This window comes from Anaerococcus urinomassiliensis (genome assembly GCF_900128425.1).
GTDB lineage: Bacteria > Bacillota > Clostridia > Tissierellales > Peptoniphilaceae > Anaerococcus > Anaerococcus urinomassiliensis.
On the sequence record NZ_LT635782.1, the window covers coordinates 863214 to 887673 of the forward strand.

Annotated in this window: 25 protein-coding genes and 1 other annotated feature; of the genes, 10 read left to right on the forward strand and 15 right to left on the reverse strand. The window is 33.7% G+C overall.

The genetic code is table 11. From position 1 onward, the window contains the following. Positions 1 to 141: 141 nt before the first annotated feature. Together BQ7474_RS05185 and BQ7474_RS05190 are read left to right on the forward strand one after the other, a co-directional pair. Positions 142 to 2076: a bifunctional metallophosphatase/5'-nucleotidase gene (locus tag BQ7474_RS05185; RefSeq protein WP_073997911.1), complete on the forward strand. Its 1935-nt coding sequence runs from the start codon at positions 142 to 144 to the stop codon at positions 2074 to 2076. 120 nt (positions 2077 to 2196) lie between these two features. After that, positions 2197 to 2469 carry a hypothetical protein gene (locus tag BQ7474_RS05190; RefSeq protein WP_073997912.1) on the forward strand — a complete coding sequence of 91 codons (273 nt, stop codon included), beginning with the start codon at positions 2197 to 2199 and terminating at the stop codon, positions 2467 to 2469. 60 nt (positions 2470 to 2529) lie between these two features. Here the strand turns inward: BQ7474_RS05190 and BQ7474_RS05195 are convergent, their stop codons facing one another. The 5 genes from BQ7474_RS05195 to BQ7474_RS05215 all read right to left on the reverse strand — a co-directional run bounded on the left by BQ7474_RS05195 (position 2530) and on the right by BQ7474_RS05215 (position 6343). Continuing rightward, entirely contained in the window at positions 2530 to 3678 is a 1149-nt protein-coding gene (locus BQ7474_RS05195; RefSeq protein WP_073997913.1) for a CapA family protein, read from the reverse strand. Between the two features lie 119 nt (positions 3679 to 3797). Beyond that, positions 3798 to 3986, reverse strand: a complete 189-nt coding sequence (locus tag BQ7474_RS05200) for a hypothetical protein (protein WP_073997914.1) — start codon at positions 3984 to 3986, stop codon at positions 3798 to 3800. A gap of 93 nt (positions 3987 to 4079) precedes the next feature. Next, positions 4080 to 4724, reverse strand: coding sequence for a pyroglutamyl-peptidase I (gene pcp / locus BQ7474_RS05205; protein ID WP_073997915.1), 645 nt, complete (start codon positions 4722 to 4724; stop codon positions 4080 to 4082). Positions 4725 to 4733: 9 nt separating this feature from the next. Next, positions 4734 to 5678 carry a 5-oxoproline transporter, DUF979 family subunit gene (locus BQ7474_RS05210; protein ID WP_235821478.1) on the reverse strand — a complete coding sequence of 315 codons (945 nt, stop codon included), beginning with the start codon at positions 5676 to 5678 and terminating at the stop codon, positions 4734 to 4736. Continuing rightward, the gene (locus BQ7474_RS05215) at positions 5678 to 6343 is read right to left on the reverse strand and encodes a DUF969 domain-containing protein (RefSeq protein WP_073997916.1); all 666 of its coding nucleotides are present in this window, start codon (positions 6341 to 6343) and stop codon (positions 5678 to 5680) included. The genes BQ7474_RS05210 and BQ7474_RS05215 overlap by 1 nt, the downstream gene beginning before the upstream one ends. A gap of 231 nt (positions 6344 to 6574) precedes the next feature. Here BQ7474_RS05215 and BQ7474_RS05220 point away from each other — a divergent pair, with 231 nt between their 5' ends. Continuing rightward, positions 6575 to 6874 carry a rhodanese-like domain-containing protein gene (locus tag BQ7474_RS05220; RefSeq protein ID WP_073997917.1) on the forward strand — a complete coding sequence of 100 codons (300 nt, stop codon included), beginning with the start codon at positions 6575 to 6577 and terminating at the stop codon, positions 6872 to 6874. Positions 6875 to 7034: 160 nt separating this feature from the next. On the opposite strand, the gene BQ7474_RS05225 is transcribed toward BQ7474_RS05220, so the two are convergent. Genes BQ7474_RS05225 through BQ7474_RS05240 form a run of 4 tightly spaced genes read right to left on the reverse strand, consistent with a single transcriptional unit; the run spans position 7035 to position 11626 of the window. Next, positions 7035 to 8045 (reverse strand): alpha/beta fold hydrolase, encoded by a 1011-nt coding sequence (locus tag BQ7474_RS05225; protein ID WP_073997918.1) that lies wholly within the window; start codon positions 8043 to 8045, stop codon positions 7035 to 7037. Continuing rightward, positions 8042 to 8257, reverse strand: coding sequence for a cold-shock protein (locus BQ7474_RS05230; RefSeq protein ID WP_073997919.1), 216 nt, complete (start codon positions 8255 to 8257; stop codon positions 8042 to 8044). The genes BQ7474_RS05225 and BQ7474_RS05230 overlap by 4 nt, the downstream gene beginning before the upstream one ends. A 1-nt stretch (position 8258) precedes the next feature. Next, on the reverse strand, positions 8259 to 8987 hold the full coding sequence (locus BQ7474_RS05235) for a class I SAM-dependent DNA methyltransferase (RefSeq protein ID WP_073997920.1): 729 nt from the start codon (positions 8985 to 8987) through the stop codon (positions 8259 to 8261). Further along, complete coding sequence (locus BQ7474_RS05240; RefSeq protein WP_073997921.1) at positions 8987 to 11626, reverse strand: valine--tRNA ligase; 2640 nt, start codon at positions 11624 to 11626, stop codon at positions 8987 to 8989. Before BQ7474_RS05240 ends, BQ7474_RS05235 begins: the two co-directional genes overlap by 1 nt. 34 nt (positions 11627 to 11660) lie before the next feature. After that, positions 11661 to 11840, reverse strand: a binding site (T-box leader). A gap of 201 nt (positions 11841 to 12041) precedes the next feature. Between BQ7474_RS05240 and BQ7474_RS05245 the strand changes: the two genes are divergently transcribed. Both BQ7474_RS05245 and ppdK read left to right on the forward strand, forming a co-directional pair. Then, positions 12042 to 12851, forward strand: a complete 810-nt coding sequence (locus BQ7474_RS05245; RefSeq protein ID WP_073997922.1) for a pyruvate, water dikinase regulatory protein — start codon at positions 12042 to 12044, stop codon at positions 12849 to 12851. A gap of 11 nt (positions 12852 to 12862) precedes the next feature. Further along, positions 12863 to 15490: a pyruvate, phosphate dikinase gene (gene ppdK, locus BQ7474_RS05250; protein ID WP_073997923.1), complete on the forward strand. Its 2628-nt coding sequence runs from the start codon at positions 12863 to 12865 to the stop codon at positions 15488 to 15490. Between the two features lie 59 nt (positions 15491 to 15549). On the opposite strand, the gene BQ7474_RS05255 is transcribed toward ppdK, so the two are convergent. From BQ7474_RS05255 to BQ7474_RS05265, 3 genes are read right to left on the reverse strand one after another with little or no spacing between them, the layout of a single operon-like run. Then, on the reverse strand, positions 15550 to 15891 hold the full coding sequence (locus BQ7474_RS05255) for a hypothetical protein (protein ID WP_073997924.1): 342 nt from the start codon (positions 15889 to 15891) through the stop codon (positions 15550 to 15552). Further along, positions 15884 to 17128 carry a DUF1576 domain-containing protein gene (locus BQ7474_RS05260; protein ID WP_073997925.1) on the reverse strand — a complete coding sequence of 415 codons (1245 nt, stop codon included), beginning with the start codon at positions 17126 to 17128 and terminating at the stop codon, positions 15884 to 15886. Before BQ7474_RS05260 ends, BQ7474_RS05255 begins: the two co-directional genes overlap by 8 nt. Continuing rightward, positions 17112 to 18092, reverse strand: coding sequence for an alpha/beta hydrolase (locus BQ7474_RS05265; RefSeq protein ID WP_073997926.1), 981 nt, complete (start codon positions 18090 to 18092; stop codon positions 17112 to 17114). Before BQ7474_RS05265 ends, BQ7474_RS05260 begins: the two co-directional genes overlap by 17 nt. A gap of 149 nt (positions 18093 to 18241) precedes the next feature. Here BQ7474_RS05265 and BQ7474_RS05270 point away from each other — a divergent pair, with 149 nt between their 5' ends. Next, positions 18242 to 18700: a helix-turn-helix domain-containing protein gene (locus BQ7474_RS05270; protein ID WP_073997927.1), complete on the forward strand. Its 459-nt coding sequence runs from the start codon at positions 18242 to 18244 to the stop codon at positions 18698 to 18700. Further along, a complete protein-coding gene (locus BQ7474_RS05275) occupies positions 18687 to 19544 on the forward strand; it encodes a DUF6544 family protein (protein WP_082187891.1) in 858 nt (285 codons plus the stop codon). Before BQ7474_RS05270 ends, BQ7474_RS05275 begins: the two co-directional genes overlap by 14 nt. Positions 19545 to 19563: 19 nt before the next feature. On the opposite strand, the gene BQ7474_RS05280 is transcribed toward BQ7474_RS05275, so the two are convergent. Continuing rightward, complete coding sequence (locus BQ7474_RS05280; protein ID WP_073997928.1) at positions 19564 to 20463, reverse strand: DegV family protein; 900 nt, start codon at positions 20461 to 20463, stop codon at positions 19564 to 19566. Between the two features lie 130 nt (positions 20464 to 20593). On the opposite strand from BQ7474_RS05280, the gene BQ7474_RS05285 reads away from it, so the two are divergent. Continuing rightward, positions 20594 to 21484, forward strand: coding sequence for a radical SAM protein (locus BQ7474_RS05285; RefSeq protein WP_073997929.1), 891 nt, complete (start codon positions 20594 to 20596; stop codon positions 21482 to 21484). Between the two features lie 7 nt (positions 21485 to 21491). Here the strand turns inward: BQ7474_RS05285 and BQ7474_RS05290 are convergent, their stop codons facing one another. Together BQ7474_RS05290 and BQ7474_RS05295 are read right to left on the reverse strand one after the other, a co-directional pair. Next, the gene (locus BQ7474_RS05290) at positions 21492 to 21956 is read right to left on the reverse strand and encodes an AI-2E family transporter (protein ID WP_073997930.1); all 465 of its coding nucleotides are present in this window, start codon (positions 21954 to 21956) and stop codon (positions 21492 to 21494) included. Next, positions 21943 to 22353 (reverse strand): hypothetical protein, encoded by a 411-nt coding sequence (locus BQ7474_RS05295; protein WP_073997931.1) that lies wholly within the window; start codon positions 22351 to 22353, stop codon positions 21943 to 21945. The genes BQ7474_RS05290 and BQ7474_RS05295 overlap by 14 nt, the downstream gene beginning before the upstream one ends. Positions 22354 to 22471: 118 nt before the next feature. On the opposite strand from BQ7474_RS05295, the gene BQ7474_RS05300 reads away from it, so the two are divergent. Both BQ7474_RS05300 and phnC read left to right on the forward strand, forming a co-directional pair. Next, positions 22472 to 23623 carry a phosphate/phosphite/phosphonate ABC transporter substrate-binding protein gene (locus tag BQ7474_RS05300; protein ID WP_073997932.1) on the forward strand — a complete coding sequence of 384 codons (1152 nt, stop codon included), beginning with the start codon at positions 22472 to 22474 and terminating at the stop codon, positions 23621 to 23623. A 76-nt stretch (positions 23624 to 23699) separates the two neighbouring features. Further along, on the forward strand, positions 23700 to 24458 hold the full coding sequence (gene phnC, locus BQ7474_RS05305; RefSeq protein WP_073997933.1) for a phosphonate ABC transporter ATP-binding protein: 759 nt from the start codon (positions 23700 to 23702) through the stop codon (positions 24456 to 24458). Positions 24459 to 24460: the final 2 nt, after the last annotated feature.

Consider the following 24460-nt stretch of genomic DNA (forward strand, 5'->3'; position numbering starts at 1 on the left):
TTATAATAAACTTCCTTAAATTTAACAATCTTCAAAAAGTCTATTTGATAAGAAAATATCAGCTTTTTTTACAAGTATTACTTGCAAAATGATTACTTACTTTATATGATAGAAGTGTAAATAAATATATTAGGAGGAAATATGCAAAATAAAAAATCAAAATTATTATTTACAGTTGCTTTTGCTACAGCATTTTCCGTTACAAGCTTGTTTGCTGGATTTAATCCTGCTTATGCAGCAAGTTTGACTGAGGCGGAAAAAGTAGAATTTGAAAATTCATACTTTAATAACAGCGTTGTGAAAAAAGCAAGCGAAATGTTACTAAAAAAAGCACCATCTACAACAGCAAATATCAAAGATACTCTTAACCAACAAATCGTAGAATCAGATGCACTTCTTGCAGAAAGTAAAGATTTAATTGAAACTATCAGGCCAGAAAGAGCTAACGAATCCAAAACAATTAAAGATTTGGATCAATCAGTTTTTGATAACCAAGTTTATCAAGAAGCAATATTTATGCTCTTTGACCTAACTCCAAAGACAGTTGAATCTATCAAAGGTTCCCTAACAGAACTATTAAATTCATCTATCCCAGAAAATAACGAAGCTACTAATCTTCTTTATTCTATGCGTGGCTTAAAACAAATCAGCATAATCCACTACAATGACACACACGGCAGAGTAGAAGAAAACGCTAAAAACGGTGAAATCGGCTATGCTAAAATTAAAACTTTCTATGATTACAAAAATGTAAATAATAATGCCCTCCTCCTAGATGCTGGAGATACATTACACGGAACAATTTTTGCAAATATTGCCCAAGGACAAAGTGTTGTTGAAGCAGTTAATAAAATGGGGCTTACAGCTATGACAGCTGGTAACCACGACTTTAACTACGGATACAAGAGACTTTTAGAATTAAAAGACCTTGCTAATTACCCAATCCTTGGCTCTAATGTAGTTGATGAGAATGGCAATCAAATCCTTGACGGCAGCCAAATAGTTGAAATAAATGGTGTAAAAGTTGGTATATTCGGACTTTCCACTCCAGAAACCAAGACAAAGTCTTCTCCAGTAAATACCGAAGGATTGACATTTGAAGATCCAGTAGAAGTTGCAAAAATGGAAGTGGAAAACCTAAAATCTAACGGCGCTGACATAGTTGTTTGCCTATCTCACCTTGGTATAGATGAAGAAAGTGAAGATACATCTACTAAAGTAGCTGACAATGTTGATGGAATTGATTTAATCATAGACGGTCACTCTCACAGCCAACTTGACGAAGGAAAAATCGAAAAAACAACCCTTATTGCACAAACAGGAGCACACGGCTACAACCTTGGTGAAGTGACACTACTTGTAGACAAAGATAATAAAGTCAATGCAAAATTTGCTAAGCTCCATCCTTACAAAAAAATGCAACACATCAATGCTAACCAAGAAATTCTTGATGTAATTAATAAATACAGTGAAGCAAACAAAGATGTATTAAGCCAAAAAGTTGGTATGACAGATGTAGACCTTGACGGTGTTCGTGGCAATGTTAGAACAAAAGAAACTAACTTAGGAGATTTCATCGCTGATGCTATGAAAGAATCAATTGGTGCAGATATTACAATCACAAATGGTGGCGGCATAAGAGATTCAATAGTAAAAGGTGACATTACAAAAGGTGATGTACTTACAGTATTCCCATTCACCAACTTCCTAGTAAAAATCGAGGTTACAGGTGCAGATATCTTAGCTGCCCTAGAACACGGTCTAACAGATACTCCAAACGAAGCTGGTAAGTTCCCACAAATAGCTGGTATGACTGTAAAATATGATTCAAGCAAAGAAGCTGGTAGTAAAGTAACAGAAGTATTAGTTAATGGCGAAGCTCTTGATCCAAACAAAACATACTCAGTTGCAACAAACGACTTTATGGCAATTGGTGGAGATGGATACGAAATGTTTAAAGGTAAAACAAGAAGCGAAGAAAGAGGACTTATCTCTGATATCTTCGAAGAAGCTATCAAGGCAAATGGTACTATAAAGCCTGGCACAGATGGCAGAATGACAGATATAAGCAAATAGTTAGTAAAAGCTCTTATGAAAATAGGAGCTTTTTTGTTTTATTTATGATTTATATATAACTTTGACATTTGACCTTTTTAGAAATATAATTATCATCACAAAGGAAGAAAGGAGATTACGATGAATAAAAAACTATTAGCATTAGCTTTAGCAGGTACATTCGCATTTGCAGGTTGTGGAAACAACGCTGAAGAAAAACCAGCAGAAACAAAAACAGAACCAGCAGTAGAAGAACCAGCAAAAGACGAAGCTGACAAAGCAGCTGACGATGCAGCTGAAAAAGCTGATGACGCAGCAAAAGAAGCTGACGATGCAGCTGAAAAAGCTGATGATGCAGCAAAAGATGCAACAGACGCTGACGATGCAGCTGATGACGCAAACGGAAATAACTAATTTAAATAATAAATCAAAAACAAAGAGCTAGCAAGTTTTGCTAGCTCCTTTATTTTGTCCTTATCTTACAATTGTATGCATTGTATCATAGTTCATGGATTCTGCTATTCCCATCAGATACCTATCATCTTCTGAAATATCATCCTTTTGCCCATATAGGTATTCATCTATCACATAGGCCCTATTAAGCAGGCCATAATCATCAAAAATCGTACCTACCCAGGTGGTGTGATAAGTAGTATTTAAGATCTTTGCTTTTGTATCATTTTCTCCTTTATAGATTATTGTATCAACCAAAAGACCGTGCTCTACCCTATAGTCACCATCAAAATTATTGTGATTTTGATTAGAAACAAGATTACCTAGTGAATAATAAATTATTCCCTTTCTACCATCCTTAGCCTCATATTCTTCCCTTGGTTGGATTACGTGGGGATGGTTGCCAATAACCATATCTGCGCCCCAATCAATCATATCGTGGGCAAGTTCGATTTGATACTCTTCAGGGTAGGATTGGTATTCAACTCCCCAGTGAGGATAAATTATTATGAATTCTGCTCCATCCTTGATAGCATTAGAAATATCTCTTCTTATCAGAACACTATCAATCATATTTACTTTTGCTAGTTTATCAGCAGAATCTAGCAAGTATTCAAAACCATTTAATTGTTCGGCATAAGCAAGTATTCCTACCTTAATCCCATTTATATCCTTTATCAAATAGTTTTTATCTGTGCTATTTTTTTGTGTACCAACATTTTCTATACCAGCTTTATTTATTGCTTCAATTGTATAGTCCAAACCATCTAGACCAGTATCCATACAATGGTTATTTGCAGTTGTTATAACATCTACCCCAATATCACTTAAGGCTCTAAAAATATCCTCATTTGAATTAAATGTAGGATATCCTGAAGGTTCTAGGTCTGGATGAGTTGTAAATTCGCAATTTACCATGAAATAATCAGACTTTGCTACATAATCTTTTAACTTTTCAAAAGGCCTATCGTAGTTATATTCACCAGATCCATAGTTTCTAGCGTAATTATCAAAGTTAATGTGAGGTAATACATCACCAGCAAAAAATAAACGAGCCATCTTTACATCTTGACTTTGTGTTTCTAAGCTTTCTGCATTGGCTATGTTTAAATTGGCGAATGAAAATATACTCAGAAAACTTATAATAATGAATTTTTTAATTTTTTTCATAAGTAACCTTCCTAATAGGGTTTTATTTATTATATCACGGTTTTGTGGGAAATAAAAAACTGACCACAATATCTTTCGATATTATAATCAGTTTTATCTTGATTGATTATATACTTATTTTATCTATCTGGATTTTCATATCCTTTTTCTACGATTTGTTCACCATCACAAGTGTTGATTCTTTTACCTTCAAATTCGACAATACCACAGTTTTCGCCGTTGCTCATTGGAACGTCTTCGTTTGATTTTTTCGTTGCTGTTTGATTATCACCAGCTTCAAAAACTTTTTTTTCATTATCTACTGCCATAATATCCTCCTATGAATATTTAATTATTCTCTTATAGTCATTTTACCCATTTTTATGAAAATCACACAAAAAAAGACCCAACCGGGTCCTTTTCTAGTGTGTTGCTCCACCTGTAATATCCAAATCTTTCTTGTCATCGTATTTTACAATTGCTCTAATAGCTGCATTTAAACCTCTTACAATATCATCTAGGCTCATAGATGCTGTGTTAGGCTTGTCTAAAACTTGTTCTGTCAAAAATGGTACGTGGATAAATCCTGCTTTTATATCTCCATATTTTTCTGCTAGGTATAAGTCTTGGTACATAATGTGGTTACATACAAAAGTACCCGCTGAGTTTGATACACTTGCTGGAATGTTTTCCTTTTTAATTTCTTCCACCATAGCCTTGATTGGTAGGCTTGCAAAATATGCTGGAGCACCATCTTCTCTTATTTTTACATCTATTGGTTGGTTGCCTTCGTTATCTTCAATACGAGCATCATCTTCGTTGATTGCAACACGTTCTACTGTTATACCATATCTTCCGCCAGCTTGGCCAACTGAAAGGATTACATCTGGTTTTACTTCTTTGATTTTTGCTTCAACTACATCGCTAGCCTTGTGAAATACTGTTGGTATTTCAAGCTTTATTACCTCTGCTCCTTCGATATTATCATCTATTCTTTTTACAGATTCGATTGCTGGATTTGTTTCTTCTCCACCGAATGGATCAAATCCTGTTACTAATATTTTCATAATTACCTCCTAAAAGGCCCAAAATCTCATCAATAGTATATGAACTACAATCATAAGTATAGAGAATAGTGCCTGTTCTTTTATTACCCCATTTTTATCATCCATCTCTAGCAATCCTACAGGAAGCACATTAAAGTTTCCTGCCATAGGTGTAAGAAGAGTACCACAATAGCCTGCTGTCATAGCTAGGGCTGCTGCTATAGCTGGGTCTGCTCCTTGAGCTATAACAAATGGAACTCCAATTCCTGCTGTAATCACAGTGAAGGCAGCAAAAGCGTTGCCCATGATAGCTGTAAATATAACCATGCCTAGAACATAAGCAATAGACCCAGTCCATGGAGAAATAGTTGGTATCATACCACCGATTATTGATGCTATTACATCACCTACTCCTGCTGCTGCAAAGATCGCTCCAAGAGCTGCAAGTAATTGTGGAAGTATTGCAACTGCTCCAACTTGTTGGACCATCCTATCTGATTGTTTCATCATTCCTGCAAAATTTGTTTTTGTCATAATCATTATAATTACTAGAGCTACAATTGCAGTAAAACCAAGGATTGATGAGCTTGATTCTGGAATAAGTTTTGCTAATATTATAGCAAGAACTGCCATAACAATCACTGGTATGAAAATCTTGTTACCAAGTCTATTTGATCCTTCAACTTCTGTAGCTTCATCATTAGTTATGGCTCCTTTGACTACAATACCATTGATTAGAGAAATAATACCTATTACTACTACAAGTGCACCTGATACCATTGGTGGGATTAGCTTACCAAAGGCAAATAATACACCAAGTATTATCCAGAAAGTCATAGTTGTAGCTTTCTTATCATTGTCCTCTGCTCTAAAAACTCTGTAAGCAGTATAGAAAAATTGTAGGCCAATTAATACATAAATAAATTCCAAAAATTTCGCAAAGAATTCTTCAGCTGGCATTCCAAATATTGTCATTATTTGCCCCCTTTCATTCTCTTGTCATCAATGATGTTTTTGATAACACCGAGTACTAAACAGATTATAGCAATTGGTAGTGACTTGCCTGCAATATCAGCATTTGTCACAGGATATCCCAGGGACTCCATCTGCCCAACTATTAGTAGGACCCCGCCTGCACCAATAAAGGTATTTTGAGCAAAGAAGTTACCAAAGTTTTCCATGGCAGCTGCTCTAGATTTTAACTTCTCGCTGTCTTTTTTCTCTAATTTGCCATTTTGTTTCTCATATGAGGCCTCTGCCATTGGGAAGATGATTGGTCTTACAAATTGAACAAGGCCATAGATTCTCATTGAGAAAAATCCTGCAAGTTCCCTAAATAGTAGGTATACACTATACAAAGCTCCTGGTGAAAGGTTGTCGCGTTGTTTAACTATTTTTTCCGCAGATTGTTTTAGTCCAAATTGTTCTGATAAGCCTATTACCGGCAAGGTAATTATAAATAAGGTTACTATTCTCTGGTTGACAAATTCTTCGCCTAGTATACTAAGAAATTCTCCTATAGAAATGCCTGATACTAAAGCTGTGATAAATCCTGATAAAATAACTGTAAATACAATATTTAACTTAAAAATAAATCCAAGTACAATTATCAGAATACCAATTAGTTTTAAATATTCCATATTAATCCTCCTATAAAATATTTATATAATCTTAAAATGAAAACCAGAAAATGTCAATAATTATAATTTTATTTTAATTGTTTTTCACCATTAACATTATAGAATCTTCTAGGTTTTTTGTTAAGATTTTAACCTCTTGTAGCATATTTAGAAAATAAATACTACAGTATAATTATATTAAATATAAAGTCTAAATACAATAATAAAGAATATTATTTAAGGGAGGGAAAAATGAATTTTAAGGAAATTAGTGGAAGAGACTTAGAAAACAACTTGGATTCTTATATTATTTATGATGTTAGAAGCAAAGAAGAATACAAACTTGGTCATATCAAGGGAGCAATTAACACTCCCTACGATGAAGTTGCAGCTAATATTGATAAGTTCAAAAATTTAGATAAACCAATAGTCCTGCATTGTAGGACCAATAATCGCAGTTCCTATGCTGGATCAATCTTGCAAGCTGCAGGTATTGATGATATAACTATTGCACCAGGAGTTGCAAATTACGATTATAAATTAACAAAATAAGGAGCTGTTGCAAAACTATGAATGACTTTCGTCCCATTGCTAGAGGGTTCTTGTGGGAAATTTTTAGCATAGCCTGCCGGCTCATGGAGGCAAAATTTTCCTCAAGGTTCCTCTAGTGATTTGGGACGATTCATTCATTCTGCAACAGCCCCTCCTTTATCTACATATTAAAAAATTCTAATATATCTTCATAAACTATAGACCTATCTTCCTCATTAAGTATTTCGTGACGCATATGATCATACACTACATTATCAAAATTAGTATAGCCTGCTTTTTTAAGGGTATTAATACTATCTTCAAGGCCCTTATCAGATCCTGTGACTATGTCATCTGAGCCTGTTGCAGATAAAATCGAAAGATCTGGGTTTTTCACCATATATCTTCTAACTTTTGACATCTTATTATTCATATCAATAATTGTAACCACACCACGCTCTAAGAAAGTTTGAACTCTTTGCTTATCATTTCTCTTGTCGATAACATTGTCCATATTATAGGAAATCCAAGTATCATCACCCTTAGAACCTGGCAAAAGTGGGCTTAAAATAGCCGGCTGGTATTTATTGAAATAAAAGGTAATTATATTACCTAGAAACAAGCCAAATGCAGCTACTTTACTATGTTCAACAGTTCCAGTAAGAACAAGCTTATCTATAGTGTCGTCATATTTTTGTAGGTAAAGTCTTGATATCATAGAACCCATAGAGTGCCCAATCATATAAACTTTTAGACCTGGGTGGGTCTCCCTAGCAAATGAATTTACGGCATATACGTCATTTACGACTTCTTCTGTAAGTCTCATATAGCCTGTTGGATACTTTTCAGAAATACTCTTACCATGTCCTCTATGATCGTGGGCTATGACAGTAAATCCATTGGCATTTAGAAATTTTATAAAATCTATGTAATTATAAGAATGTTCTGCCATACCATGGATTATGTGTACTATTGCCTTTGGATCAGCTACTTCATAGAGTCTTATAAAGATATCGTGACCATCGTAATTTGTGAGATAAATCTCTTGGTGATCATCAAAATTTCTCTTATTTCTTATAAAATATTTTCTAGTATTTTTGACCTTTTCAAAGTCTCTAGTAATTTTATAGTAATAAAATTGAGGAAATAGAATCAATAATGCTATTATAATCCAAATTGTTGTTGCACTCATAATTCAACCTCCATCTTTTTAACATTGATAGCTGATGGCCCCCTTGGCCCATCTTCTCGATCAAAACTTACCCTATCACCTTCATCTAGTTTTTTGTAGTCATCATCAGATATAATACTTGTAAAGTGTACAAAATAATCTATATCATCATCTGACTTGATAAAACCATATCCTTTTTTATTATCAAAAAATTTAACTATTCCACTTTCCATATCATTTCCTTACTGCTTGAAATAGGATGCGCATTGTTTCATCATCTACAATGTCCATGTTATCTTCGTCAAACATTTTGACATCAGCAAATCCATTTTGAGCCAAAAGATTTTTAATGTAATATCTTTCATATACTCTCTCTTGTTGATATTCATAAATTCTTTTGTAGGATCCATCTTCATTTTCCACAAAAAAGTTTAGATGCATGTCAACTAAGTCATCTTCCATGAAATTATCCCGGGTATAAAATATATCCTCGTATTCATAGACGTAGCAGTTTGAACCAAAGATTTCTCGCATCTTATACTCGGAATTGATATCTAGAATTAAGAGTCCATTCTCTTTTAGGTTTTTGTAGCAATTTGCTATTAATTTCTCCAAGTCTTTAGGATTTGTCACGTAGTTTATAGAATCTAGGAGTATTACTATCAGGTCGTAGGCTCCAGAATTTTCATATTCTACCATGTCATAGTAAATCAAATTGACATTGTCATTGTCATATTTTTCTGCAAATACATTTAACATATCTGTTGATATGTCTAGGGCATCTATTTCTTTAAATTCATCAAAGAAAAAATTTGTAAGCATGCCAGAGCCTGCTGCAAGCTCTAGCATCTTATCTTTTTTTATATTATGTTTTTCTACCAAGCTTAAGATATTTTGAGCGTATTTCTCATATTCTATATCAAAGCTTAGTTTGTCATATATATAGGAAAAATCTTCATACATTACTTATCTCTAATCTCTTCTAGTGATATCTTAGTTTTTTCTAGTAAATCTTCATAGTTGGCAAGTTTTTCCCTCTCTTCATTTACTACAGCTTCTGGCGCTTTTTTTACGAAGTTTTCGTTATTTAGTTTGCCTCTTGCTCTTTTAATCTCGCTTTCTAATCTCTTGATTTCATCGTTTAGACGAGCTCTTTCTTTATCATAATCCATCAAATCATCAAGACTCATTAAAACTCTAAATTCATTAAATACTAGATTTACCAGGCCATCCTTATCGCTACCATATTCATCTTTTAGTAATACTTTTACATCACTAGAATTAGCTAGGTTTACAAATTGGTCCTTGACTTCATCGAGCAAAGCCTTATAGGAATCATTTTCTGCAAGAATTATTAGATCTTGCTTGGTTTTTGCACCAACATTTAGGGTTGCTCTTTGGTTTCTAATTGCTGTGATAGCTTCAATAGCAGAATTTACAGTTGCTTCTTCGTTAATGAATTCAAATTCTTCATTAAATTGTGGCCATTGTTCGATTATCAGCATATCTTTCTTGTCAGGAAGGGCTGAATAAATCTCTTCTGTTATAAATGGCATAAACGGATGAAGCAAGGCAATCATTTTGTTTAGAACATATAGTAAAACTTTCTTTACATCTGCCTTAGCTTCTTCGTCTTCTCCGTATAATCTTAGCTTAGCAAATTCTATATACCAATCGCAGTATTCTTCCCAGATGAAGTTTTCTATCCTAGAAGCTGCAAGACCTATTTCGTAATTTTCGAGATTTTTTGTAACTTCTTCGATTACATTATTTAGGCGCTTTAGTATCCACTTGTCCTCAAGTTCTAGATTATTAATTGTTGAGAAGGCTAAATCGTCGCCTTCTTCTATGTTCATTAGAACAAAACGACTTGCATTCCAAAGTTTGTTGGCAAAGTTTCTGCTTGCTACAATTCTTTTCTCATCATAGCGCATATCATTACCCGGGCTATTTCCTGTGATTAGAGTAAATCTTAGGGCATCAGCACCATATTGGTCTACTACTTCTATTGGATCAACTCCATTTCCCAAAGATTTACTCATCTTGCGTCCTTGTGGATCACGGATAAGTCCTGTAAATAACACGTGGTCAAAAGGCACTTTGCCTGTTGTGTAAAGGGATGAGAATACCATTCTGATTACCCAGAAAAATATTATGTCATAGCCTGTTACAAGGATATCTGTTGGGAAGAAATAATCTAGCTTCTCATTTTCTTCTGGCCAACCAAGTGTTGCAAATGGCCAAAGAGCAGATGAGAACCAAGTATCTAGTGTATCTTCTTCTTGGGTCACGTGAATTCCATCAAGCATCCCATTTTCATCTGGCTCGTCTTCTGATACTATTATTTCACCATCATCAGTGTAGTATACAGGTAATCTATGTCCCCACCATAGTTGACGAGATATAGTCCAATCGCGAATGTTGTTTAGCCAGTTCATGTAGGTTTTGCCAAGTGATTCTGGTATTAGCTTAAGGTCTTCTTTTTCATAGGCGTCTATTGCCATCTTAGCAAGGCCATCCATTTTTACAAACCATTGTTTGGATATAAGTGGTTCTATAACAACATTTGTCCTCTCACTGTAACCTACTGCATGAGTTAGGGTTTCGATTTTTTCTAAATATCCTTCTTTTTCAAGCTCATCTACTAAAGCCTTACGAGCCTCATATCTTTCTAGTCCAGAATATTTGCCATATCCATCTTTTATATGTCCCTTTGTGTCAATTACAACGCATTGACCAAGATTATGACGTTCTCCAACTTCAAAGTCGTTTGGATCGTGAGATGGGGTTATCTTAACACAACCTGTGCCATATTCCATATCAACATAGGAATCTTCTATTATTGGCAATTTCCTACCTACAATTGGAAGTATTACATTTTTGCCTATTTTATCCTTAAATCTAGGATCTTCTGGGTTTACAGCAACTGCAAGGTCGCCAAACATAGTTTCTGGACGAGTAGTTGCAATTGTTATATATTCATCGCTATCTTCAAAGAAGTATTTGATGTACCAAAGATTTCCTTCTTTTTCCTCATGGTAAACTTCTGCATCTGATATAGCTGTTTCTGCTTCTACATCCCAGTTTACAATCCTGTTACCTTGATATATTAGCCCATCATCGTACATTTTTTTGAAAACTTTTTTGACTGCACGAGTTAGATTTTTATCCATAGTAAAACTATCGTACTCCCAATCGCAAGAAACACCTATGGTTCTAAGCTGCTTTTTGATTGTTCCACCGTATTTATCTGTCCAAGCCCAGGCTTCTTCTAAAAACTTATCACGGCCAAGTTCTTTTTTTGTATGACCTTCGCTCCTAATTTTTCCTACAACTTTTGCTTCTGTAGATATAGAAGCATGGTCTGTACCAGGAATCCACAAGGCTTCAAAACCTGCCATTCTCTTATAACGAATGATTATATCCTGGATAGTGTTGTTTAAGGCATGGCCTAGGTGAAGTTGTCCTGTTACATTTGGTGGTGGCATTACTATTGTAAATGGCTTCTTGTCTTTGTTTACATCGGCCTTAAAATATCCACCATCTTCCCATTTGTGATAAATTTCTTTTTCAAATCCTAAAGGATTATATTTTGTGTCCATAATTTTCTCCTTAAAAAAAGTGGCAAGGCAATAGCTCTAGGACGAGTTATCGCGTTACCACCTAAATTTCTTTTTAATAAAAAAGACTCTCTTATGCACTTATGCGTGCCACATGAAATATGAATAAAAGCAACATTCAAAGGGTCAATTTAAAGATTTGCACCAACCATCTTCTCTCTTAAAAATCTTGCCTTCTACTCCTCTTTTAATATTTCCTATTAACTAAAAATATTATATTTCATTTATCTTTTTTGTCAAAAACTTTTACTTCTATGAAAATATTTGCAAGAATACACATATAAAATCTTTGCATGAAATTCTATTTTATGGTATTTGTTAATTTTTTTGCCAGCAATTGTTTTCATATTTTTATTTTGTGTTATAATATCAATAGGGTTAGAGAAAGGTGAAATTTATGGAATTATTTGTTTACATTATTTCCGATACAGATGGGGTAGGTATTACTCAACTATCCAGAAATGCTATGGAAAAATTTAATGTTACTTATAAAGAAAACTTATATATAAATATCCATGATGAAAACGCTCTTAGAAATATACTCGAAGATGTTGGCAAAGATCGAGGTTTAAAGATTATTTTTAATTCTCTAAACAACCCAGGCCATAACAAAGCCCTAAAAGAATTCTGCAAGGACTATTTAATCTTATCAATCGACTTTACATCCTATTCACTAAATAAAATTAGCAATTATCTAGGTATTAACCCTACTAATGAGGAATATTTGGAAGATGATAAGATGCTACATAGTTCAAAAAGAATTGACGCTATTGATTTTGCTATCAAATATGACGATGGCAAAGATTTTAGAGGGCTAGAATATTGTGATATTTGTATAGTTGGAGTTTCAAGATCATCTAAGACCCCACTTTCAGTATATCTTGCTAGTATAGGCTACAAAGTTTCCAACGTTCCACTTGTTTTAAACTCTAAGGTTCCAAAGGAACTTTTTGAGATCGATTCTAATAAAATCTTTGGTTTAACTATGGATTATAATAGATTGGTTCAAATTAGAGAAGCTAGACTAAATGTTATGCATTTATCAAAAAGCTCAACTTATAGTGACGAAGAATACATCAAGAAAGAACTAGCCTATGCTGAAGAAATAATGAGAGATTTGGATTGTAAAATTATAGATGTAACTAATCAATCAATAGAAGAAACTTCAGATTATATCATCAGTAATATTGAAAAAGTTATTAATTGAAAGGAGATAATATGGCTGATAAATTTGTTTATAATTTTAATGAAGGAAACAAGGAGATGAGAGCCTTACTTGGTGGTAAGGGTGCTAACTTGGCTGAAATGACCAATTTAGGTATACCTGTTCCATACGGATTTACCATCACAACAGAAGCTTGTACAAGATTTTACAAAGAAGATAAGGCTTTATGGGAAAGCTTAAACGAAGAAGTAACAAATCACATCAAAGACTTAGAAGCTGCTAACGAAAAAACATTTGGTTCTACTGAAGATCCACTATTAGTTTCAGTAAGAAGTGGTGCACCAATTTCTATGCCAGGTATGATGGATACAATCCTTAACTTAGGTTTAAACGATCAAGCTGTTATTGGTCTTGCTAAAAAAACTGATAACGAAAGATTTGCTTACGACTCATACAGACGTTTTATCCAAATGTTTTCAGACGTTGCAATGGAACTTGACAAAAACAACTTCGAAAAACTTCTTACAGCTAAGAAAAAAGCAAAAGGTGTAGAACTTGATACAGACCTTGATAGCAATGACCTTAAAGAATTAGTTGAAGAATATAAAGCAAAATATAAAGAATTAAAAGGCGAAGATTTCCCACAAGAACCAAGAGAACAACTAGACCTTGCAATATCAGCTGTATTTAGATCTTGGGGTAACGAACGTGCTATCCTTTATAGAAAATTAAATGACATAGATGATGCAATGGGTACAGCAGTTAACGTTCAAACCATGGTATATGGTAACATGGGCGATACATCTGGTACAGGTGTAGCATTCTCCAGAAACCCAGCTACAGGTGAAAACCGACTATTTGGTGAATACCTAATCAACGCTCAAGGTGAAGACGTAGTTGCTGGTGTTAGAACTCCACAAGAAATTCACACCCTAGAAAAAGCAATGCCTGAAGTTTATGAAGAATTTGCTGCAACAGCTAAAAAACTTGAAGACCACTACCAAGACATGCAAGATATGGAATTTACCATCCAAGAAGGTAAATTATTCCTACTTCAAACTAGAAATGGTAAGAGAACAGCTCAAGCTGCAGTTCAAGTAGCAGTTGACCTTGTAAATGAAGGACTATTAGACAAAAAAGAAGCGGTATTAAGAGTAAACCCAAAAGACTTAGACGGTCTACTCCACCCTACATTTACAAATAAAGCTAAGGATTCAAATGAAGCAGCTGCAACAGGACTTGCTGCATCTCCAGGAGCTGCAGTTGGTAAGATTTCATTTACTGCAAAAGACGCTGCAAAGAGAGCATCTGAAGGTGAACAAGTTATACTAGTTCGTGAAGAAACATCACCAGAAGACCTTGAAGGTATGGTATCTGCTCAAGGTATACTAACAGCTCGTGGTGGTATGACAAGTCACGCTGCAGTAGTAGCTCGTGGTATGGGTAAATGCTGTGTATCTGGAGCAAGCGACATCCACGTTGACGAAGACGAAGGAATCATGAGAATTGGTGAAAATATCTATACTAAAGAAGATACAATCTCTATCGATGGTTCTACAGGTAAGGTTTATATTGGAAATCTTGAAACTCAATCTCCACAATTAGAAGGTAACTTCGAAACATTTATGGGATGGGTTGACGAATATAGAGACATGAAAATTAGAACAAATGCCGATACACCAAGAGATGTAAAACAAGCTCTAGAATTTGGTGCAGAAGGTATTGGTCTATGCCGTACAGAACACATGTTCTTCAAAGAAGACAGAATCTTCCAAGTAAGGAAAATGATTCTTGCAGCAGATATTGAAACTAGAGAAGCAGCACTTGATAAAATCCTTCCAATGCAAGAAGATGACTTCTATCAAATCTACTCACTAATGGGCGAAAGACCAGTTACAGTAAGACTTCTAGATCCACCACTACACGAATTCTTACCAAGAGGAGAAGCAGAAATCAAAGATCTAGCTCATGACTTAGGTATTGAACCAAACCGTGTACGTGAAAGAATTGCTGAACTAGAGGAAGTTAACCCAATGCTAGGATTCAGAGGTCTAAGACTAGGTGTAAGATATCCAGAAATATCTAAAATGCAAGCTCGTGCTATAATCCAAGCTGCTATCCACTGCCATGAAGATGGAATCAAAGTTATACCAGAAATAATGATTCCACTTTCAAATGATGTTCGTGAATTAAAATACGTTATAGACGAAGTAAAAGATGAAATCGAAAAAGTATTTGAAGAAAAGGGTACAAAAATTGACTACCTAGTAGGTACAATGATTGAAATCCCAAGAGCTGCAATAACAGCTGACGAAATAGCTCAAATCACTGACTTCTTCAGCTTCGGTACAAACGACTTGACACAAATGACCTTTGGCCTTTCAAGAGATGATGCTGGTAAGTTCTTGCCACTATATCTAGAAAAAGATATCTATGAAAAAGATCCATTCCAAGTACTAGATCAAAAAGGCGTTGGTTTCTTAGTAGAAACTGCTGTTGAAAAAGGACTAAGCACAAACAAAGACCTACACTTAGGTATTTGTGGTGAGCACGGTGGTGAACCTAACACTGTAAAATACCTATACAATGTTGGACTTGACTACGCTTCATGCTCTCCATTTAGAGTTCCAATAGCAAAACTAGCTGCTGCACAAGCTTCTATAGAAAAAGAAAACAAATAAAAAATAGCCAGTAAATTTTGAAGTGAACCAATAATTTAGGTTCACTTCATTTTTTATGACTATTTTAAATGCTTTCTGTATAGTTTTACTAATAGAGTATTTCCATCTAAATTAATATAAGCATCATCCATCAAGTATCCTATAGTCTTAAATTCCTCCATATCTGCAGTATTCATCAAACCTTCGTAATAATGGTCGTACTCACTTACTCTGGGATTCATAAATACACTTTCTAGCGCCCATGTATCGACATTTCTAGGATTAACTTGGCCTTCTACTACAATCTTTGTCCTTTCTTCATCTATTGAAATATCAACATTTATATGAGAGTATTCGTGGTAAGTATAGTACTGCATTATAAGATCTACTATTCTACGTGCGTTTTCTCTTTCTTTATTCATCCTTATACCTCTCAATTAAATTTCTAAATAATGGTACCAAAACTGCAGCAACAAATCCTCCTGCAAGTCCATTATTATATAAGTTTATGCCACCGTGAATAAAACCAACATTTGTAGCAACAGCCTTATGTGAGAATCCTGCAAAAAGACCGGCTAATATTCCAAACTCTCCAGCAATAGGTGCAATCGTAGTTGAAAATAGAGCTGTTAATATGGCTGGTGTTCCAGAAGGATCATACTTATTAAAAATACTAGCTATTAGAACTCCAAGCATTATAGGTAGGATATTTTTAGGATGTTTACCAAAAACACTAAATCCCATGACAGTGAGTATACCTCCTAATATTGGTCCATTTATAACTCCCCCACAGATTTTGACGTATAATATAGCAATAATTCCAGTTATGCCAACATTAAAAATTACCAAGTATTTATTAAATAAAATAGTGAAGTCGCTTACTAGTCTACCACTTTGTTTGAGCAATTTACCGTAACCCTTTAGTCCTTTGTTTTTTACCAGACCATAGCATGCAAATATAGTACATATGATTAATAAAAACACTAAAGGATACAAATCACTGCCTGTATATATTATATTAACTTCTGGAATAAGCCTATCAAACATCCTCAAATTCCCAGCAATGATTATTCCTATTATACCAAGGCTAAATCCAACATTGTATAGTGAATACCCATCATGAAAGCCAATCATATTTGCTGAAATAGGAATTATTATAAAACCTACCAAGATACCGACAATAGTGCCTAAGATAATGCCTGTGATTATGTTAAAATTTAATCCAAAGTAAAACAAAGATACTACTGGGCTAATGCCTGTTACAAAACACATAACATGCATATAATTTGATACTTCTAGATTTTTATACTTACAATATAAGTAGACTCCCAACATTAATGGAATTGTATTTAAAATATTCTTACCAAAAAAAGAAAATCCCAGCACAGTAAATAAGCCAGATATGAGGGCACCTGTAAGCCTTGCCCCACTTTTATCAGCAACAAAAGCAGAAAAAACTAGCATCAAACCAGCGTTTACAAAGGCTGCCCCCATTCCTCCTATTTCCATATAATCAGAAACTAAAACAGATGGAGAAGTCAGAATATTGATAATCCCTTGGTATATATTTGTAAAAGAATCTAAAGATAGACCAAATAGAACAAATATCAAACTTGCTAAATAAAAATCTCTATACCTAAAATCACTCAGTCGACTCATCTGTATCCTCATTATTTAACTCGTATTTTTCTAAAAAATCTTTTACTATTTCCATATACTTACTATTATCATCTTTTGGGAACGAAGCATGTTTGTAACCATCCACTAGTTTAAGTTCTTTTTTATCATGGCTTATTGCTTTGTACAAATCCTCTGCCATATATGGAGGCGTCAATGTATCGTTATTTGAATTTGTAATAAGAACTGGCTTTGTTACGTTTTTGATCCACTTTAAACCATCAAAATCACTAAACTTAACGCCAAGAGCAAATCTAGAATACCAATCTCCTGCCGCCATTAGATATGACATAGGTATATCTTGATCTTTTGTAGCATCTTCCATCACTTCTTTAAGTAGGATTCTGCCATCAGATATAGAAGAATCCAAAATCAAATAATCTATATAATAATCCTCGCGACCTGCAGCAATAATGCTTGTAAGTCCCCCATACGATTCTCCCCACAAAATTGACTTGGCATCTTCGTATTTATCCTTATATTGTGGAACTATATAAGATAAAACAGCAAGAGTATCATCAGATTCTAGAACTCCAAAAGTATTGTAATCTGCCATATTTTCGCCTGAATTTCTTTGATCATAGGCAAGAACATCATAACCAATATCCAAAAACCCTTCTACCAAAAAAGCCATAGATTCTTTTGTTCCACCCATGCCGTGAACAAGGATAGCTATGTTATGATTGCCTTCTTTTTGAGCTAAAAAAGCTGGTACTTTTATATCTGAATTATCCTTTGAAATGTATAGCTTAGAAATCTTATACTTATCCAAAATTTCATCATAGGATTTTTTGCTATAGGAAATATTTTCTATGGTCTCATCTCGAGAACTAGCATTGCTGTAACCTTGGAAAACTTGCCTACCAACAAAGGCTGAAAGGGCTAAGAAAGCAAGAACTACTAGTCCTAGTAAAGCTAGAAGAATATTTTTTACAATTTTTTTCATATTTTACTCCAAACATACAATTGATTTCAATTAGATTATAACAACAAGATATTCTATTAGCTATATTATATAAAATTTAATATTTATTGACAATATAATAAAATTTATATATCATAGTAGTAACTAGTTACTATTATAGGAGGACTGATATGGAAAACATAAAAAATAAGCAATTCATATTTGCAAATATTTTTATCATTGCAAATAGGCTTCAAACTGCATGTGAAAAAATCCAAACAGATATAACAATGAAGCAATGGCTTATGCTTGCAATCGCATCATCAACAGATGGTATCCAAAGCCTAAGTGAAATAGGCAGGCTAATGGGTTGTTCTAGGCAAAACATTAGAAAACTTGCAAATCCCCTAATAAAAGAAGATTACATAAGGCTTGTAAAAGGCGATAATAATTCTATAAACATAATTCCTACTGAAAAATTTGAAAGTTATTCAAAAAAAATGGAAGATAGAAATCTTATGACCTTAAATTTACTTTTTGAAAATTTCACCCAATCAGAATTAGTAGAAGCATGTAAATTTATAGGTAAATTTTATGAGGGCCTGGAGAAGGTTGAAAAATATGGAGAAGATTTAAATGAAGGGAAGTAAAAATATAATTATGGTAGTTTTGGGAATTTTAATTATAGTAATTGGAATTTTTCTAATTTATTTTAACATATCCTATTCCCCACTTAAAAATAATTTTAATAATGATTTTAAGGCTTTAGATACTGGTACGAAGAAGAAAAATGAATATTTTACTAAAGAAGATTTCTCAGATTTTCCTAATCCTATAGTAAAATATATGGAAAATAATGGTTTTATAGGTAAACAAAAAATGGACTATGCATATATGGAATATAAAAATGTCAACTTTGCTCAAAGCCCTGATCGTAAATTAAAGATAGACTATAGCCAGTACAATTTTGCCCATAGTCCAAACCGTATAGCTCTTGTGGAAAGTGGTATCTATGGTATTCCTTTTGAGGGTTATGACTACTACATAGATAGTAGAGGTGGCATGCATGGTATGCTTGGAAAAATGTTAACTCTATTTCACCAAAAAGGTGACAAAATGGACCAGGGGGCACTTTGTACATATCTTTCTGAATCTTTGTTTGTACCTTCTAGTATTTTATATAACAAGAATATCAGTTTTGAAGAAATAGATCCATTTAATGTTAAAGCTAGCATTACAGATAACGGGGTTACTGTAAGTGGTGTTTTTACCTTTAATGAAAATTATGAAATGACCAGATTTTATACTGAAGATAGGCCTGCTATCAAAGATGATGGGAGTGTAGATTATATTCCTTGGTCTGCAAATATACTTTCATATAAGAAATATAACCAAGGAATCAATTTTATCGACCATGTTCAAATTATTTGGCACTATCCTGAGGATGATTTTGTGTATTTTGATGGTAGCATAGACAAGTTAATATTTAAATAAAAAATAAGCCTCTATGGACTTATTTTTTATATCCAACCATTCTTTTATCTCCCCAATAAAATACTGCCAAGGTTCCTGGACCTATGTGGCTACCTATGGTTGGGCCTATATTTGAAACTTTGATTTCCTGATCTAGTTTTTTAAACTTTTCTTTAATTAATTCTATTAGTTCTTCTACTATCTCTATATTATCAGCATGGGATATATAAATCTGATCATTATAATCTAGGCCATTCATGGCATTTGTTGCCATTTTATCCACTATAGTTTTTAATAGCTTTTTTCTGGTCCTAATTTTTGAAGTAACAATCATGTGGCCAGTCTCATCAACTTCTATAAGGGGACTTATGTGGAGCATACCACCTATTGAGGCAGCAGTTTTTGATATCCTGCCTCCCCTAGCAACATATTCTAAGTTTTCATTTGAAGTGTAATTTATTACATGTCTTTTATTATTTTCAGCCCATTCATATAAGCTATCTATATCCATGCCTTCTTTTTTTAGCTGGGCAAGTTTTGCAGTAAGCATGCCAAAACCAGCTGATGCCATCAAAGAATCTACAGCATACATCTTTCTTTCTGGAAACTCTTCTTTTAGCAATTCAAATGCATGAACTAAAGAATCAAATTGGCTGGACATGCCAGATGAAAGGCATAAGTGAATGATATCTTTGCCATTTTCAAGTATCGGTTTAAAATATTCTACATAGGCATTGGTATTTATCCTAGATGTGCTAGGACGTGCGCCCTTTCTCATATTGTAATAAAAAACTTTCATATCTAAACTTTGGCCAAAATCATCAAGGTATACTTGGCCATTTAATTCATAGTTCGCATTAATAATACTAACATCAAGTTGATCAACAAAAACAGGATCTAAGTCTATGGTTGATTCAGAGCTTAAAACATAATCTGACATGAAATCCCCCTTTTCAGATTCATTTCAATACCTAATATTTTATCACAATTTGCAAATTAGTCTATATAAACAGTATTATATGTTGGTATAATTTATATATAGTATAGTATTTTAAAAGGAAAGGAATAATATGCATTATACAGGACAAGTATATAGACCACCCTTAGAAGCTTATACCCCACTTTTAGAAGTAACTTACGGGTGCTCACATAACAAATGTGCCTTTTGCACAATGTACAACAAAACAAAATTTGGCATCTCACCATTAGAAGATGTTGAAGAAGATATAATAGAACTTTCAAAATCGCCTATGAGAGCATTTAAACCAATGGATAGGATATATTTATTAAATGGAGATCCATTTGTCTTGGATACTGAAAGGCTGCTTACAATCTCTCAATTAATAAAAAAACATATGCCAGAAGTAGAGACTATTACAGCTTATTGCTCCTTTTATAATTTAGAAAACAAGACTAAAGAAGATATGATTAAGCTAAAAGATGCTGGTTACAATGAACTGTGGTTTGGTGTTGAGACCGGTTATCAAAAAGTCTTAGAATATATCAATAAAGGAACTGATTTGGATGGATATTACAGGGGCCTAGATAAGATGAAGGCTGCTGGAATCGACTACCATGCAATAATCATGCAAGGCATAGCTGGAGCTGGAAAATCAAAAGAAAATGCAATTGAAACTGCCAAAGTACTAAATTACTATCCTCCACTTGGAGTATATGTGATGAGTACTGCTGTTATGGAAAATTCTCCCCTATATTATATGAGAGAACGTGGAGAATTTGTAGAAACTACAAACAGAGAAAATTTAGAAGAGCAAATTTGTTTGCTTGAAAACCTAGACTTGCCAGATACAGTACTTTACTCATCTGGCCACATGGTAAATATGGTAAATGTCAGTGGTCATTTGGATAAAAAAGATAAAATGATTGGCAAATTAAAAAACGCCCTAGAAACTATAGATCCAGAAATATTAGATATGACCAACCAAAGAATTGCCATGTAAACTCCCGCTAGCTACGGGAGTTTTTCATATCTATGATGACAGCTATTACAATAGAAATAATAGATCCAATTATAGCTCCAAGGGCTGGAGTAAATATAATCATTGAAAAAACTGTAATTAATAAGGTATAAAGGGGTTTTAAACCAACACTTTTACCTAAAAGAATAGGTTGTAGGATTTGCTCTATTAAAAATGTTAGAACAAAAACTATTATCAAAATAAAGGCTAGCTTTGTATTTGATGATATCAAAGAAATTACAGCCCAGGGAATAAGAATGATTCCACTTCCTAAAACTGGTAGCATATCAACAGCTGCAATAACAAATGCAACAAGGCCAAAGTATGGTACTTGACCAACATAAAGTCCAATCAAAAGCAAAACAAAACATACAGCTGATGTTATCAAAGATGATTTTATATATTCTCTTATTCCAATTCCCGTCTTTCTCAAAAATTCTTTAAATAATTCCATTTTCTTCCTCTAGATTCTTTATAATTTCAGAATTTGCTATATTCTTTTCAAAACTTATACCGTTAACTTCTATAACAAAATAATCGACTTTTATTTGGACACTTGGATAGAAATGAGCTAATGAAACTTTAATATCCCCTATTGTCTTATCGTATTCCTCCGTAAATAATCCCTTTACAATGTACTGAGCAAAGGGGTAATGAATCTTATCATCATCCATATAAGCTAGTCCAAGCTCAAATGGTTTTTCTATGTCTATACCTAAAGAGTCAAAATACTTTGATAAATGCTCATAAGTTTTTCTAATATTTTGCCTATAAATTTTGCAATAAATACAATTACATATGTCATAAAAGCTTTTATAAAACAATATATTATCATTATAGTTAATATTCATATTTCCCTCACTTAAAGTAAGTATACCTCTTTATTTGTTAAAAAAATTTTACAATTTAATAAACTTTAAATCCAAAAAATATTGTATAATATTATTGAATTTAATTTTAGGAGGAATTATGAAATTGAAAAAGTCATTTTCATTAGCTTTATGCTTAATGACTGCACTTACATTTGCTTCTTGTGGCAATAATAACTCTGCAAACACTGAAAACCAGCCAGCAGAAACAAAACAAAGTGAAAGTGCAAATGTAGAAGAAAACAAAGAGAACGATAAAAAAGCTAATAAGGATTCTGAAAATAAAAATGATGAAAAAGATGAATCTACTGCTTCTCAAAAAATTGACAAATTAACTGTACAATTTGTTCCATCTCGTGAACCTGAAGAAATTATTACCGCAACAGAACCACTAAAAGATATGCTAAAAGAAGAGCTTTCTAAAGAAGGTTATGATGTGGCAGATGTAGACATATCAGTTGGTACATCTTTTGAAGCAACAGGTGAAGCTATGAGTGCTGGAACTGTTGATATTGGATTTATCCCAGGTGGAACCTACGTAACTTATGATGATGGAGTTGAAGCTATCCTTACAGCAACAAGAAATGGTCTATCAATAGAATCAGATAATCCAAAAGAATGGAATGATAAAGCACCAACAGAAAAAGTAGAAGATCAAGTTACTTTCTACAGGGGACTCATTCTTGCTGGCCCATCTGAAAAAGGTAAAGAACTTGCTGCAAAAGTTAATAATGGCGAAGAACTTACTTGGGAAGACCTTAACTCTGCAAATTGGGCAATTATGGGACCTACATCACCAGCAGGTTACCTATATCCTTCCCTATGGCTAAAAAATAATTACGATCATACAATTACAGACCTATCAAATGCAGTACAAGCTGACTCTTACCCTTCATCATTTGCTAGACTTGCTACAGGTCAATTAGATGTTTTAGTAACTTACGCAGATGCAAGACTTGATTTTGTAGATAAATGGAAAAGTGAATTTGGTGGTAAAGATGATATATTCAAAGATGTACAAGTTATTGGTGTAACTGACAAGATGATGAATGATACAATATCTGTATCAGAAACTTCCGAAAAAATGACACCAGAACTAATCTCTGCCCTCCAAGATGCTTTTATCAATATAGGAAATACAGAAGAAGGTAAGGAAGTTATATCCATCTATACTCACAATGGATACGAAAAAGCTAACCCTTCTGACTATGATTCAGAACGTGAAGTTCAAAAGATGGCTAGAGATAAATAGTAACTAATAAATTTAAAAGCTAATAAGACCTATACCCAAAGGGGTTTTAGGTCTTATTTTTTACTAAAGGATTATAATGATAGAATTTATAAATGTTTCAAAGACATATGAAGGTGGATTTCTAGCCCTAAAGGATATCAACCTAAGCATCCCAGATGGACAATTTGTATCAATAATAGGTTCTTCAGGAGCTGGCAAGTCAACCCTCATACGCACAATAAATAAAATGCACGATATATCAAATGGTAGTCTTCTTGTAGATGGTAAAGATATATCCAAATTAAAAGGACAAGATCTCCGTGATTATCGCCGAACCATAGGTATGGTCTTCCAAGACTTTAATCTCGTAGAGAGGATTAGTGCCCAAAAAAATGTTCTAGCAAGTTTTGTTCCAGACCTTAACTTTTTCCAAAAACTTTTTGGTCTATACACAAAAGAAATGAAAATAAAATCTCTAGAAGCTTTGGATAGTGTCGATATTTTAGAAAAGGCTTATTCTAGAACAGATGCCCTTTCTGGTGGTCAAAAACAAAGAGTTGCCCTAGCTCGCACTATAGCTCAAAATCCAAAGATAATTCTTGCTGATGAACCAATTGCAAGTCTTGACCCAGTATCTAGCCGCCAAGTAATGAACTATTTCAAAAAGCTTAACCGCGAAAAGAAAATTACAATTCTAGTAAATATCCACGATGTTGAAACCGCCTTGGAATTTTCGGATAGAATTCTTGGCATTAGACATGGAGAGCTTGTATTTGATGGTCCAGCTAGTGAAGTTGATGCAGAGGTCATAAGAAATATATATGGCCAAGATCCAAAAGATATAGTTGTGGAGTAATA

Bases quoted from the DNA above. Each gene is read 5' to 3' on its own strand.
- BQ7474_RS05245 (WP_073997922.1), top strand. From the start codon at position 12,042: ATGGAATTATTTGTTTACATTATTTCCGATACAGATGGGGTAGGTATT.
- BQ7474_RS05265 (WP_073997926.1), bottom strand. From the start codon at position 18,092: ATGAAAAAAATTGTAAAAAATATTCTTCTAGCTTTACTAGGACTAGTA.
- BQ7474_RS05295 (WP_073997931.1), bottom strand. From the start codon at position 22,353: ATGAATATTAACTATAATGATAATATATTGTTTTATAAAAGCTTTTAT.
- BQ7474_RS05300 (WP_073997932.1), top strand. From the start codon at position 22,472: ATGAAATTGAAAAAGTCATTTTCATTAGCTTTATGCTTAATGACTGCA.
- BQ7474_RS05185 (WP_073997911.1), top strand. From the start codon at position 142: ATGCAAAATAAAAAATCAAAATTATTATTTACAGTTGCTTTTGCTACA.
- BQ7474_RS05290 (WP_073997930.1), bottom strand. From the start codon at position 21,956: ATGGAATTATTTAAAGAATTTTTGAGAAAGACGGGAATTGGAATAAGA.
- BQ7474_RS05280 (WP_073997928.1), bottom strand. From the start codon at position 20,463: ATGTCAGATTATGTTTTAAGCTCTGAATCAACCATAGACTTAGATCCT.
- BQ7474_RS05235 (WP_073997920.1), bottom strand. From the start codon at position 8,987: ATGTATGAAGATTTTTCCTATATATATGACAAACTAAGCTTTGATATA.
- pcp (WP_073997915.1), bottom strand. From the start codon at position 4,724: ATGAAAATATTAGTAACAGGATTTGATCCATTCGGTGGAGAAGAAACA.
- BQ7474_RS05210 (WP_235821478.1), bottom strand. From the start codon at position 5,678: ATGACAATATTTGGAATGCCAGCTGAAGAATTCTTTGCGAAATTTTTG.
- BQ7474_RS05270 (WP_073997927.1), top strand. From the start codon at position 18,242: ATGGAAAACATAAAAAATAAGCAATTCATATTTGCAAATATTTTTATC.
- BQ7474_RS05255 (WP_073997924.1), bottom strand. From the start codon at position 15,891: ATGAATAAAGAAAGAGAAAACGCACGTAGAATAGTAGATCTTATAATG.
- BQ7474_RS05200 (WP_073997914.1), bottom strand. From the start codon at position 3,986: ATGGCAGTAGATAATGAAAAAAAAGTTTTTGAAGCTGGTGATAATCAA.
- BQ7474_RS05230 (WP_073997919.1), bottom strand. From the start codon at position 8,257: ATGGAAAGTGGAATAGTTAAATTTTTTGATAATAAAAAAGGATATGGT.
- BQ7474_RS05275 (WP_082187891.1), top strand. From the start codon at position 18,687: ATGAAGGGAAGTAAAAATATAATTATGGTAGTTTTGGGAATTTTAATT.
- BQ7474_RS05260 (WP_073997925.1), bottom strand. From the start codon at position 17,128: ATGAGTCGACTGAGTGATTTTAGGTATAGAGATTTTTATTTAGCAAGT.
- BQ7474_RS05220 (WP_073997917.1), top strand. From the start codon at position 6,575: ATGAATTTTAAGGAAATTAGTGGAAGAGACTTAGAAAACAACTTGGAT.
- BQ7474_RS05240 (WP_073997921.1), bottom strand. From the start codon at position 11,626: ATGGACACAAAATATAATCCTTTAGGATTTGAAAAAGAAATTTATCAC.
- BQ7474_RS05195 (WP_073997913.1), bottom strand. From the start codon at position 3,678: ATGAAAAAAATTAAAAAATTCATTATTATAAGTTTTCTGAGTATATTT.
- BQ7474_RS05190 (WP_073997912.1), top strand. From the start codon at position 2,197: ATGAATAAAAAACTATTAGCATTAGCTTTAGCAGGTACATTCGCATTT.
- BQ7474_RS05215 (WP_073997916.1), bottom strand. From the start codon at position 6,343: ATGGAATATTTAAAACTAATTGGTATTCTGATAATTGTACTTGGATTT.
- ppdK (WP_073997923.1), top strand. From the start codon at position 12,863: ATGGCTGATAAATTTGTTTATAATTTTAATGAAGGAAACAAGGAGATG.
- BQ7474_RS05225 (WP_073997918.1), bottom strand. From the start codon at position 8,045: ATGAGTGCAACAACAATTTGGATTATAATAGCATTATTGATTCTATTT.
- phnC (WP_073997933.1), top strand. From the start codon at position 23,700: ATGATAGAATTTATAAATGTTTCAAAGACATATGAAGGTGGATTTCTA.
- BQ7474_RS05285 (WP_073997929.1), top strand. From the start codon at position 20,594: ATGCATTATACAGGACAAGTATATAGACCACCCTTAGAAGCTTATACC.